This is a genomic window from Rhodococcus sp. AG1013, from assembly GCF_003350365.1.
GTDB lineage: Bacteria > Actinomycetota > Actinomycetes > Mycobacteriales > Mycobacteriaceae > Prescottella.
Map to the genome: position 1 here is coordinate 62,617 of NZ_QQAT01000018.1, position 11,726 is coordinate 74,342.

Genomic DNA, 11,726 nt, shown 5'->3' on the forward strand with positions numbered 1-11,726 from the left:
TGGTGGACACTTTCCGATCCGCATCGAACTGGTGGTGAGAAGAATTGACCGAGGTCGCGTTGCGCACCGCCGACTACGAGCGCGTGTTCACGGTCCTGGAGCGGTGCGAGGACGTACGGACCGTGTCGGAGTTCCGCACCCGGATCGTCGCGGCCATGACGGAGGCGTTCCCGGTGCGTGTGGCGACGTGTTTCGTCGGCGACACCTACGAGAGGCAGTTCGACGACCCTGATGCCACCGTGGAGGGATCCGGCTCGTGGGAGGGCATACGCACTGTCTACCAAAAGATCTGGTCGCACCACGACGTCTTCGCGACGCCGGAGGCGCGGCGCCGACTCGAATCGACCCGGGTGGCGTCCCTGACCGATCTCCGCGAGCTCCCGGCGGAGTCCGAGGCCTACGTCCGGGACTACCTGCACGCGCAGCGCATGCACTCGGTCAACGCGATACACCTCGATCTGCCGGACGGGGCGCGGGCTCTCGTCGGCCTGTACGACGCGGACGAGTCCGCACTCGGGCCCCGGGACTACGCGGCCCTGCGCCTCCTGGCCCGGCAACTGTCCGTACTCACCCGCGGCCTCGACACCTCGGAGCACCGGGAGGTGCTGGCCGATCTGACCGGGCGGCAGCGTCAGGTGGCCCGACTGGTGGCCGACGGGTTGAGCAACGCCGCGATCGCCCGGCAGTTGACGCTCACCCAGGACACCGTCAAGAAGTACGTCAGCCGCATCCTCGCCGCGACCGGATGCGGCTCGCGCACCCGGCTCGCGATCGAGGTGCAGCGTCAGGCCTTCGGACCGCCCGCCACGTAGATCACCTGTCCCGAAACGAATCCCGCGCCCTCACTGACGAGGAACGACGCGGTGTGCGCAATGTCCTCGGGCAGTCCGACACGGCGGACCGGGGTTTCCGCGGCGACCCCGGCCTTGAAGTCGTCGAACGACACCCCCATCCGTTCGGCGGTCGCGGCCGTCATCTCGGTGACGATGAAGCCGGGCGCAATCGCGTTGGCGGTGACGCCGAACGGGCCGAGTTCGAACGCGAGCGTCTTGGTCAGACCCTGCATGCCCGCCTTGGCAGCCGAGTAGTTCGACTGGCCGCGGTTGCCGAGCGCGGAGATGCTCGACAGGTTCACGATCCGGCCCCACTTCTGTTCCACCATGTACTTCTGCGCGGCCCGGGTCAGCAGGAAGGCCCCGCGCAGGTGCACGTTCATGACGGCGTCCCAGTCGTCGACGGTCATCTTGAACAGCAGGTTGTCGCGGGTGATCCCGGCGTTGTTCACGACGACGGTGGGCGCGCCCAACTCGCCGGCGATCCGCGTCACGGCCGTCTCCACCGAGGCCTCGTCGGACACGTCCGCCCCGACGGCGAGCGCGCGGCCGCCGGCGTCGCGGATCGCGGCAACGGTGTCACCGCACGCTGATTCGTCGAGATCGAGCACGGTGACCGCCAGCCCGTCGGACGCGAGTCGCTTCGCGATGGCCGCGCCGATGCCCCGCGCAGCACCCGAGACCACTGCCACCCGCTGGTTGCCGTCCGTCATGTCCGCTACCTCCCACTCACCGGTGATGTTCGCCGGTGACGCTACGCGTCAGGACAGCGCGACCGGTCGGATATCGGCGACGATCCGGTCGATGGCGCCGTTCTCGAGTTCGAAACTCTCGACGATCTCGACGGTCATCAGGTGCACGTCGCCGACCCCGGCGTCGAGCAGGTAGGTGGTGCGGACGGTGTCGCCGTCCTCGGTCATCGTCAGGTTCCGCACGCCCTGGATGACGGCGTACTGCATGCCGTGGTTGAGATCGTTCGTCAACTGCGGCCCGTTGAACCCGGTCTGCATACCCACCTCGATGCGGGTGGCGTCCGCGGTGAACAGCACGCCACCGGCGTCGTGGCTGACGAGTGCGTCGATGTACGCGCGGGCCATCGCTCGGTTCGGGGTGTCGGCGGGGTTCGGTGCGGCAGCAGCGACCGCGGGTGCGGTGATCGCGACAGCCGCCGCGGCGAGGAGCGACAACGAGGCAGTCTTGGCAATTCGCATGCCGCATCGTAGCTATAACCTGTTTCACATTCAGGCGAAACGGGTCCGCGCACCGGCCGCCACAGAGTCGGAGGTCCCATCGATCCGGGTACCTCCTACCGGGATTCCCGCCGCCCGACGGGGCCGTTCGACCCCTTCTCCGAGACACGCTCCCGGTCATCGAGACGGCGCGCTGTAACGCCGGACACAGCTCGTTAGCGTCGTGACATCGGCAACGACAGGAGTTACCCCATGAGCGAGCACGTCACCGACACGGCAACCATCGCGACGCTTCCCCAGATCCTGGAAGCCCAGAAACGCGCTGCGGCCGAACAGGGAACGCCCTCGGCCGACGTGCGCCGCGACCGGATCCAGCGGATGATCGACCTCCTGGTCCGTCACCACAAGCCGCTCACCGAGGCCATCGACGCCGACTTCGGCGGGCGCCTCGTCGCGTTCTCGATCATGAACGACATCCTCGGTTCGCTCACGTCGCTCAAGCACACTCGCGACTCGCTCCAGTCCTGGATGGCCGACGAGGAGCGCCCGCCGTACCCGCCGTACGACCAGCTCGGCGCGAAGGCCTACATCCAGTACCAGCCCAAGGGATCGGTCGGCATCATCGGCACGTGGAACGCTCCGCTGTTCACGCTGCTGAGCCCGCTCGCGTGCGCCCTGGGCGCCGGCAACCGGGCGATCCTCAAGCCGTCCGAGGTGGTGCCGCGCACCGCGCAGGTCCTCGCGGATGCCGTCGCGGAGATGTTCGATCCGTCCGAGATCGCGGTCGTCACCGGCGGTCCCGAGCTCGCCGACGCCTTCACGTCGCTGCCGTTCGACCATCTCGTGTTCACCGGCAGCACCGAGGTCGGCAAGCTGGTCATGGCCAACGCCGCCAAGAACCTCGTGCCGGTCACGCTCGAACTCGGCGGCAAGTCGCCGACCATCGTCGGCCGCAGCGCGGACTTCGACGACGCCGCGAGCAAGATCGCGATCGCCAAGTCCACCAACTCGGGCCAGATCTGCGTGTCCCCGGACGTCGTCTACGTGCCCCGCGAGGAGCTGGACAGCTTCGTCGGCGCCCTGGAGAAGTCGTACGCCGCGCTGCTGCCGACCATCACCGACAACCCGGACGTCGTCGCGGTCGTCAGCGACCGGCACCTGGCACGGGTCGAGGCCCTCGTCGCCGACGCCCGTGATCGTGGCGCCCTGATCGTCGCGACCCCGGTCGAGGAGAGCGAACGGGTCGACGGGGAGCGCAAGCGGCCGCTGCGCCTGGTGATCGCACCCCCGGCCGACTCCAAGATCATGCAGGAGGAGATCTTCGGCCCCGCCATCATCCTGCTGCCGTACGACCAGACCGAAGAGGTCATCGCGGACATCAACAGCAGACCGAAGCCGTTGGCGCTGTACTACTTCGGCACCGATCCGGCGGAGCAGCAGGCAGTCCTGACCCGCACCTGGTCGGGCGGCGTGACCGTCAACGACATCATGATGCACCCGGGCATGAACGACGCGCCGTTCGGTGGCGTGGGCGCATCGGGCATGGGCCACTACCACGGGCGCGAGGGATTCCTCGAATTCAGCCACGCTCGTACGGTTTTCGAGGCTCCCGAACGCGATCCGCGCGGCGACTGGGGCACGCTGCCGCCGTACGGTGACGGCTTCCTCGCCGCGATGGAAGCACAGGTCACTCCGTAGCCGCTCGATTACCGATGAGCGAGAAGTCTTCCTGCCGATCCTCCGATCGGCAGGAAGAATGCCGGGTATGAGCCGAGAACTCGCAGACCGCCTTGCCCTGTCCGACCTCGTTGCGCAGTACGCGATCGCCGTCGATCGCCGAGACGAGATCGCACTGACGGCACTCTTCGCCACCGACGCCCAACTGGTGCAACCGGCCGGGCTGGTCCGCCGGGGCAAGAGTGCCGTCCTGTCGGGGTCCGGCGCCGTCGCCCAGGGCGTACTCGGCGCGGTCGCCCACCTCCACTCGACCCGGCACGTGGTGAACCAGCAGATCGTCGACGTGGCCGGCGACCAGGCCCGCGGCGAGGTGTACGGCGAGGCGCACCACGTGTACGCCACCGAGGACGGTCACCGCGACTACGTCGTGGCGATCCGCTACCAGGACGAATACGTCCGGGCGGACGGCATGTGGCGCATCACCCGCCGTGAGCTGATCGTCGATCTCACCTACGACCGCGAGGTCGACCTCCTGGCGTGAGCCGGGGCTCGACCAAACGCCGTTAGGGTGGCGCTGGGCGTCGCCGCGGACCCGGGTTCGCACCGCGAGCCCCGATCCGGCCCAGGTCTACGCAGTTCAGACGCATTTTGCTGAGCGGAACAACTCTTTCCGAAACACTCCGGACGCCCCTATAGTTCGACCAAGCGATTGTTTGGTCGGCACGGGAGGGCCTCGAAGTGACGGAATCCACCAAACGGCGGCGCGAGATCCTCGACGCGGCCGCCGAGTTGTTCGCCCGCAAGGGCGTGGGGGCCACGACCATCCGGGAGATCGCGGATCGCGTCGGGGTCGTGGCGGGCGCCCTGTACCACCACTTCCCGTCCAAGCGGGCCATCGTCGACGAGTTGGTCACGGGCTATCTCGAGGGGCTGCACGAGCGCTACCGCTCGATCGAGACCCGGAATCTCACCCCCCGGGCGCGGTTGCAGGCGATCGTCGACGCCTCACTGGACGCGGCCCACGAGGACCCGCACGCGACCGCCGTCTACCAGGACGAATTCCCGCATCTGCGCGAGGAGGCGAACCTTTCCCGCGCATCCGAACTCGCCGATGCGGTCCAGCGTCCGTGGCTGGACGCGATCGAGGACGGCAAGCGGCAGGGCGCTTTCCGGGACGATCTGCCGGCGGGCGTGTTCCACCGATTCATTCGCGACTGCGTCTGGCTGTCGATCAGGTGGCACCACGCCGACGACTCGTACCCGACCGCTCGCCTCGCCGAGGACTGCGTGTCGATCTTCCTCGACGGCTTCGCGGTCGACCACCGCTGCTCCCATGCGGATTCGCTGCCCGCGACCTCCCCCTCGGTCGCGGCCTGACGCGCAGATCGGGGACGGGTGGAGGAGGAACTTCCGCTGCCCGGAAATCCCGCCGATTCCGGCACAGATCCTGGATATGCTGAGGACCGATCAACTGCTTGTTTAACCCACTTCGCCCGCCTGGAGGTTGAACCATGAGCACCGCCCACGAATCCACCCCGACCGTGACGCTCGCTGCCGCCGAGCAACTACTGGCCATCGAGGAGATCAAGCGGGTGTTCGCGGCGCGACTGCGCATCATGGACACCAAGCAGTGGAACCTCTACGGCACCTTCCACACCGACGACGTCGTCAGCGAGTCGTGGGGCGCCGGCTCCCGAGTGGTCGGCCCGGAAGCGCTCACGGCCGCGATCCGGAACACACTGGACGGCAACACCTTCGTGACGACGGCGCATCACGGCCACACCCCCGAGATCACCCTCACCTCCGACACCACGGCCACCGGCATCTGGGCCATGGAGGACGAACTGTGGTGGACCAACGGCGACGACGAGGAACACCTCCACGGCTACGGCCACTACCACGAGGAATACCGCAAGGTCGAGGACGAGTGGCTGATCAGCTACCGCACCCTGACCCGCCTGCACGAGATCCACACCCCCAACTTCTTCGACTACCGCCAGGCGGCCAAGCCCGGCCGCTAGCTATGCTGTGCCCCACGTCACCAAAGCAATCGCTTGATTGACTGTTTGAACCGTTTCGACAGAGAGGTCCACGCCATGGCTGAGCCCACCGGTGCACTGACGATGACCGCAGCCGAGCAGCTGCTCGCTATCGAAGAGATCAAGCGGGTGTTCGCGGCGCGACTGCGCATCATGGACACCAAGCAGTGGGATCTCTACGGCAGCTTCCACACCGAGGACGTCGTCAGCGAGTCGTGGGGCGGGCTGCCCGACGACAAGCAGCCGCAGACCGACGGCGCGTCGGGCCGCGTCATCGGCCGCGAACCGCTCACCAAGGCGATCAGCGGCATGCTCGGCAACTCCACCTATGTGACCACCGCGCACCATGCGCACACCCCGGAGATCACCCTCACCTCCGACACCACGGCCACCGGCATCTGGGCCATGGAAGACGAACTGTGGTGGACCAACGGCGATGTCGAGGAACACCTTCACGGCTACGGGCATTACCACGAGGAGTACCGCAAGGTCGAGGGCAAGTGGCTGATCAGCTACCGCAAGCTCACCCGCCTGCGCGAGATCCACACCCCCAACTTCTTCGACTACATGGCAGCACTGTGACCACTGAGATGACGGAAACTACGGAGTCCACGGAACCCGCAGCCTTGACGGCCGCACTGTTCGAACCGATCACCATCCGGTCTCTGGAGCTGCGCAACCGGATCGCGATGTCCCCCATGACCCGTCACGGCTCGCCCGGCGGCGTGCCCACCGATGAGGTCGTGGCCTACTACCGTCGGCGTGCCGAGGGCGGCACCGGCCTCATCGTCACCGAGGGCACCGCGATCGAGCACCCCTCGGCCGTGGACGCCGACACCGTGCCGGTGATGTACGGCGAAGCGGCACTGGAAGGTTGGCGCAAGGTCGTCGACGCGGTCCACGGTGCCGGCGGCAAGATCGTGCCGCAGCTGTGGCACGTCGGACCGCTCTTCGGTGCGATGGGCCCGGTCGGTGACGTCCACCCCATGCGTCCGTCGGGACACTGGGGATCGGTCGGCAACACCATGTACTCCGACGAGTACGTCGAGCAGATGCGTCCGGTGACCGCCGCGATGACCGAGCGGGACATCGCCGACGTGATCGCCGCCTACGCGGCGGCGGCCCGCAACGCGATCGACGTCGGCTTCGACGGCATTGCCCTGCACGGCGGCCACGGCTACCTGCTCGACGCGTTCCTGTGGGAGCCGAGCAACCAGCGCGACGACGAGTGGGGCGGAGATCTGCAGCGCCGCACCCGGTTCCCCGCCGAGGTGGTCAAGGCCATCCGGAAGGAGATCGGCGACGACTACCCGATCATCTTCCGGTTCTCGCAGCACAAGCAGCAGGACTTCGCGTCGAAGATCGCCCAGACGCCCGAGGAGCTGGGCGTGATCCTGAACGCCCTCGTCGACGCCGGCGTCGACGTGCTCGACGCGAGCATCCGCCGGTTCTACGCGCCGGCGTTCGAGGGCAGCGACCTGTCCCTCGCGGGATGGGCCAAGAAGCTGACCGGCGCCACCGTGATGGCCGTCGGCAGCGTCGGACTCGACAGCGCGCTCAACGAGCGGGTCATCGTCGGGCTGCCGACCATGACGGACAACCTCCCGGACCTGATGCGCCGGAAACACGAGGGCGAGTTCGACCTCGTCGCGATCGGCCGCCTCCACATGGCCGATCCGGCGATCTCACGGCGACTGCGCGACGGCGATCCCATGCCGGAGTTCGATCGGGCCCTGCACGAGGGCCGGCTGTACTGAGCCTCTCGATGCCGAATGCCGCGTTCCCCCCTTGCGGGAACGCGGCATTCGTGTGTCGGCCTTACGGTACGAGGATCGCCCGACCCTTGATCTTCCCGGCCTCGAGCGCGTCGAACGCCGCCACCCCGTCCTCGAGCGGGAAGGTCTCGGTCTCGATCGTGACGAGTCCGCGCTGCGCCAGAGCGATCACCGCGCGCTGGTCGGCGCGGGTACCCGCGTAGCTGGTTCGCAACGTGGCTCCCCACGGCAGCGCGAAACCGGTCCACTCGATCCGGCCGCCACCGAGCCCGAGGACGCGCACCGCACCGTCACGACCGACCACCTGCGCGGCGATGTCGACGGTCTCCTGCACTCCGACGCAGTCGAACACGGCGTCGACACCGATGCCGTCGGTGAGCTCGAGGATCTTCGCGGCGCAGGAGCTGTCGCTGACGAACGCGTGATCCGCTCCCAGCGTGGTCGCCAGCTCGAGCTTGTCCTCCGCCGAATCCACCGCGATGATGCGGGCAGAGGTTGTCGCAGCCAGGATCTGGACGGCCGCGTGCCCGAGTCCGCCGATGCCGAGCACGACCGCAGTCGAGCCCGGACCCAACCGGTCCCGCGCGCCGTCGATTGCGTGGTAGGTGGTGAGCCCGGCGTCGGCGAGCGGCCCGGCGGTCACCGGATCGAGGTCACCGAGCGGCTCCACGAACCGCGCGTCGACCTTCATGAACTCGGCCATTCCGCCGTTCGCGGCCAGACCGGGACACAGCGGCACGCCCTGCCGACCGCCCGGTGAACGCTCACAGGAGTTCTCGCGACCCTGCACGCACGCGCGACAGGTGCCGCAACTCCACACCAGGAACACCAGCACCGCGTCGCCCACCGACAGGGACTCGACTCCCTCGCCCAGCGCCGCGATCCGCCCGGCGGTCTCGTGTCCGAGGGTCATCGGCGGCGGAATCATCGAGATCGGCGAGTGCCGGACGTGAACGTCCGAGTGGCACAGCCCCGCACCGGCAACCTCGACGAGCACCTCGCCCGGACCGATCTCCGGGACGTCGGTGTCCGTGACCGCGATCCGGCCGTGCTCAACCAGCTGCAACGCGCGCATGTGCGTCCTCCTCGATCGTTGCCGCGGTCGCCACCGCGAGATGCCTACGCAGGAAAAGAATCTGATGTTCGAGCGCGCGGTCGTGCCACCGCTTGCCCGGATACACGTCGAAGTGATCGCACGGGTAATGCCGCACGTCGGCCCGGCCCTGCTCCGCCGCCTTCGCCGCGGCGTGCGGCGGCGCGCTGCGGTCGAGGTCGCCGATCTGGACCAACAGCGGTGCGGTGATCTTGTCCGCGTCCTTGATCGGTCGGTACGAACCGATTTCGAGGAACGATCGCGCGCTGACCTCGTTGCGCCACGTCGGACCGGCGATGGACAGGTAGTCCTCGTAGACGCCGGGCAGCGCGAGGGCCGCGACCTCGCCGGGCCGTCCCGCCAGGCGAATCGTCACACCGGCGCCGCCGCGCGCGGCGGCGGCCTTGTCCCGGATCGCAGCCCACGAACTCTTCGCCAGATGGCCGGCGCTGTACTGGCGCATCGATGCCGTGGACGCCGCTCGCGCGTCGACCGCCGGGGTGAGCGCGATGAGCGCGGCCAGGCGCGGGTCGCTCGCGCCCAGGCTGAGGACGTGCCCGCCGGCCAGCGAGACGCCCCACGCGACGATCCGGGTGGGATCGACGCCGTCGGTTCCCCGAGCGGTCGCGATCGCGGCGGCGTAGTCCTCGAGCTGGCCGCGGATCGAGACCGTCTGGCGCATGTCGCCGCCGCTGGAACCGAATCCGCGGTAGTCGAACAGCAGGACGTCGAGGCCCGCGCGGGCGAAGCCCTCCGCGAATCCCTCGAGACCCGAATCCTTGGTACCACCGAATCCGTGCGCCATGACGACGCAGGGACGGCCGGCCTCGGTGCGGAAGTCGTCGCCTTCGCCCCGGTAGTGCCACGCCGAACAGGTACTGCCCTGCACCGCGAAGGTCACATCGGTGCGTGTCACATCGGTTGGTGTCACAGTTTGCTCCCATAGATGGTGTTGAGCCACACCGAAACCAGAGCCTCGTGAGCGGTTTCCGGATCCAGAGATCCGGGGCCACCCCGTGAGAGACTCTCGACGGCACGGTCGTTCATGTCGAGAAGGACGATGGCGAGTGCCCGGCTGTCGGTGCCCTCGGCCGCGCGTCCTGCCTTGCGTTCGGCATCGATCATCGATGCCACCGGATCGATGAAACTCAGCCGGTCGAAATCCCACGTCTCGCGCACGGCGGGATCGGAGTCGCGCGCATCCCGCAGCGCCCGATACAGATTGGGATGGCGCGCCCAGGTCCCGATCACCTCGGCGATGAGGCCGTCGACCATCTCCCGCGGGCTGCCCTCGCGGGCGAAGTACGTCCTCGTCCCGTCGCTGATCTCGCCGTAGAAGGTGCGCGAGAGCGCCGCTACGGCCTGGGCCTTGTTCTCGAAGTAGAAGTAGAACGCCGATCGCGTCACCCCTGCCGCGCGGGAGATGTCGACGATGCCGATCTCGTCCAGGCTGTGTTCGTCGAGCAGCGTCTCGAGCGCACCGAGAATCGCGGCTCGCCGCTCCTCTCCCTTGTTCGCCTTCCGGTGCTGTACCGCGGAAGTGGGGTCTGCGCTTCGGCTGCTCATGTGTCGCTTTCGGATCGGCTACGGCGTACGGGTGGCCATCATGCCGGGACCAGGTTCCACCGCACCGGCCCGTCCCTCTGTACGCGCTGCAGACCGGCCGGCAACTCCTTGGTCCGCATTTCGTGCTCGTAGATGTAGTAATCGACCTGCTGCGTGTGCCGGGGACGATTGTTGAAGTGCCCCACGAACCGCTCCTCGTCGGCCTTGATGACGCGCTCCATCTCGGGGACCGTCGGCGGCCGGTACGTCCCGGCCAGGTAGGCCGCGAGCGTGCGCGCCTGGCACTCCACGAAGGGGAAGAGCGTCGGCGCCGACTGTGCGAACCCGATGAACGCGAGATCGTCGATGCCCGGCTTGAACATTCGCTTGTAGAGCGGGAACTGGTTGCTGGGTGCGCTCAGGAAGTCCTCGTCGAAGAACGGGAACGTGATGTTGTATCCCGTCGCGTAGATGATGACGTCGTACTCCCGGCTGGTGCCGTCGACGAAGTGGACGTCGGAGCCGTCGAGGCGTTCGATGTTGGGCTTGACGTCGATGTCGCCGGATCCCAACCGCACCAACAGTTCCTGGGACTGCGTCGGGTGAGCCTCGCCGAAGTGGTGGTCGGGCGTGGGGAGTCCGAAGTTCTCCGGACGACCCGACAGGAAGATCGGTCCGCGACGACCCAGGCGACGCTGCCACGACAGCGGAATCTGCGGGTACGTCTGGATCAGCGTGTCGGCGGGCACGCCGAACGCGTACTTCGGCACGATCCACGCCCCGGACCGGGTGGACAGCGTCACCTTGTTGCGCTGCGAACGCTGAGACAGTTCGACCGCGATGTCGGCGGCGCTGTTGCCGATGCCGACGATCAGGATGCGCTTGTCCCGCAGGTGCAGCGGAGTCTCCGGGTCGATGTACGCGTGCGAGTGGATGGACTCGCCGGTGAACTCTCCCGGGAAGTCCGGCAGGCGCGGATCCCAGTGGTGACCGTTGGCGACCACCAGGAAGTCGAAGCGGCGGCTCTCCCCGTCCTGGGTGAGGATCTCCCATCCCCCGCCGGGCAGGCGCTCCGCGTGCTCGACGCCGTTCTCGAATCGGATCCGGTCGAGCAGCGAGAACGCCGACGCGTAGTCGTCGAGGTACCGCTTGATGTCGGTGTGGTGCGGAAAGTCGGGAAGCTCCTCCGGCATCGGAAAGTCCTTGAACGACAGGCGCTTCTTGGACGTGTCGATGTGCAGGGACCGGTAGGCGCTCGAGTGGCCGTTCGGGTTTCCGAACGCCCAGTTGCCGCCGATCCGATCCGAGCTCTCGAAGCACTCGTAGGGGATGTCGTAGTCGGTGAGCATCTTGCCGGCCGTCAGACCGCTGATGCCGGCTCCGATGATGCATGTCGTGGGGTTGGCCATCGTGCTCCGTTCGATGTCGATCTGCTGCGCGGGGACGCGGAGAGCGCCGAATGTAGGCGCTCACCCCGAAGATCGTGAGGTGGCTCACACGCTAAGCGCGGAATTGACACGTGTCAATAGTTATTTGACACGTGTCAATAGCCGGGAGGGAGCATCGCCGACCAG

General features: G+C 67.7%; 13 protein-coding genes. 7 read left to right on the forward strand and 6 right to left on the reverse strand.

What is annotated here, in order from left to right; translation table 11 throughout:
- The first annotated feature begins 44 nt into the window (after positions 1-44).
- On the forward strand, positions 45-812 hold the full coding sequence (locus DEU38_RS20270) for a LuxR C-terminal-related transcriptional regulator (RefSeq protein WP_114723200.1): 768 nt from the start codon (positions 45-47) through the stop codon (positions 810-812).
- On the opposite strand, the gene fabG is transcribed toward DEU38_RS20270, so the two are convergent.
- The gene (fabG, locus tag DEU38_RS20275) at positions 785-1,546 is read right to left on the reverse strand and encodes a 3-oxoacyl-ACP reductase FabG (protein WP_114723201.1); all 762 of its coding nucleotides are present in this window, start codon (positions 1,544-1,546) and stop codon (positions 785-787) included. The two genes, DEU38_RS20270 and fabG, sit on opposite strands and share 28 nt — an antisense overlap.
- A 48-nt stretch (positions 1,547-1,594) precedes the next feature.
- The gene (locus DEU38_RS20280; RefSeq protein WP_114723202.1) at positions 1,595-2,044 is read right to left on the reverse strand and encodes a hypothetical protein; all 450 of its coding nucleotides are present in this window, start codon (positions 2,042-2,044) and stop codon (positions 1,595-1,597) included.
- Positions 2,045-2,275: 231 nt separating this feature from the next.
- On the opposite strand from DEU38_RS20280, the gene DEU38_RS20285 reads away from it, so the two are divergent.
- The 6 genes from DEU38_RS20285 to DEU38_RS20310 all read left to right on the forward strand — a co-directional run bounded on the left by DEU38_RS20285 (position 2,276) and on the right by DEU38_RS20310 (position 7,496).
- Positions 2,276-3,721, forward strand: a complete 1,446-nt coding sequence (locus DEU38_RS20285) for a coniferyl aldehyde dehydrogenase (RefSeq protein WP_114723203.1) — start codon at positions 2,276-2,278, stop codon at positions 3,719-3,721.
- Between the two features lie 67 nt (positions 3,722-3,788).
- Positions 3,789-4,241 (forward strand): nuclear transport factor 2 family protein, encoded by a 453-nt coding sequence (locus DEU38_RS20290; protein ID WP_114723204.1) that lies wholly within the window; start codon positions 3,789-3,791, stop codon positions 4,239-4,241.
- Between the two features lie 197 nt (positions 4,242-4,438).
- Positions 4,439-5,077 carry a TetR/AcrR family transcriptional regulator gene (locus DEU38_RS20295; protein WP_114723205.1) on the forward strand — a complete coding sequence of 213 codons (639 nt, stop codon included), beginning with the start codon at positions 4,439-4,441 and terminating at the stop codon, positions 5,075-5,077.
- A gap of 134 nt (positions 5,078-5,211) precedes the next feature.
- Positions 5,212-5,721, forward strand: a complete 510-nt coding sequence (locus DEU38_RS20300; RefSeq protein WP_114723206.1) for a nuclear transport factor 2 family protein — start codon at positions 5,212-5,214, stop codon at positions 5,719-5,721.
- Positions 5,722-5,796: 75 nt separating this feature from the next.
- On the forward strand, positions 5,797-6,321 hold the full coding sequence (locus tag DEU38_RS20305) for a nuclear transport factor 2 family protein (protein ID WP_114723207.1): 525 nt from the start codon (positions 5,797-5,799) through the stop codon (positions 6,319-6,321).
- 8 nt (positions 6,322-6,329) lie between these two features.
- Positions 6,330-7,496, forward strand: a complete 1,167-nt coding sequence (locus DEU38_RS20310) for a 12-oxophytodienoate reductase (protein WP_114723253.1) — start codon at positions 6,330-6,332, stop codon at positions 7,494-7,496.
- 61 nt (positions 7,497-7,557) lie between these two features.
- On the opposite strand, the gene DEU38_RS20315 is transcribed toward DEU38_RS20310, so the two are convergent.
- The 4 genes from DEU38_RS20315 to DEU38_RS20330 are packed head-to-tail and all read right to left on the reverse strand — an operon-like array spanning position 7,558 to position 11,561.
- On the reverse strand, positions 7,558-8,589 hold the full coding sequence (locus DEU38_RS20315) for an NAD(P)-dependent alcohol dehydrogenase (RefSeq protein ID WP_114723208.1): 1,032 nt from the start codon (positions 8,587-8,589) through the stop codon (positions 7,558-7,560).
- On the reverse strand, positions 8,567-9,538 hold the full coding sequence (locus DEU38_RS20320; protein ID WP_397484737.1) for an alpha/beta hydrolase: 972 nt from the start codon (positions 9,536-9,538) through the stop codon (positions 8,567-8,569). Before DEU38_RS20320 ends, DEU38_RS20315 begins: the two co-directional genes overlap by 23 nt.
- Positions 9,535-10,173, reverse strand: a complete 639-nt coding sequence (locus DEU38_RS20325) for a TetR/AcrR family transcriptional regulator (RefSeq protein ID WP_114723209.1) — start codon at positions 10,171-10,173, stop codon at positions 9,535-9,537. The genes DEU38_RS20320 and DEU38_RS20325 overlap by 4 nt, the downstream gene beginning before the upstream one ends.
- Before the next feature lie 38 nt (positions 10,174-10,211).
- Positions 10,212-11,561, reverse strand: coding sequence for an NAD(P)/FAD-dependent oxidoreductase (locus DEU38_RS20330; protein WP_114723210.1), 1,350 nt, complete (start codon positions 11,559-11,561; stop codon positions 10,212-10,214).
- Between the last annotated feature and the right edge of the window lie 165 nt (positions 11,562-11,726).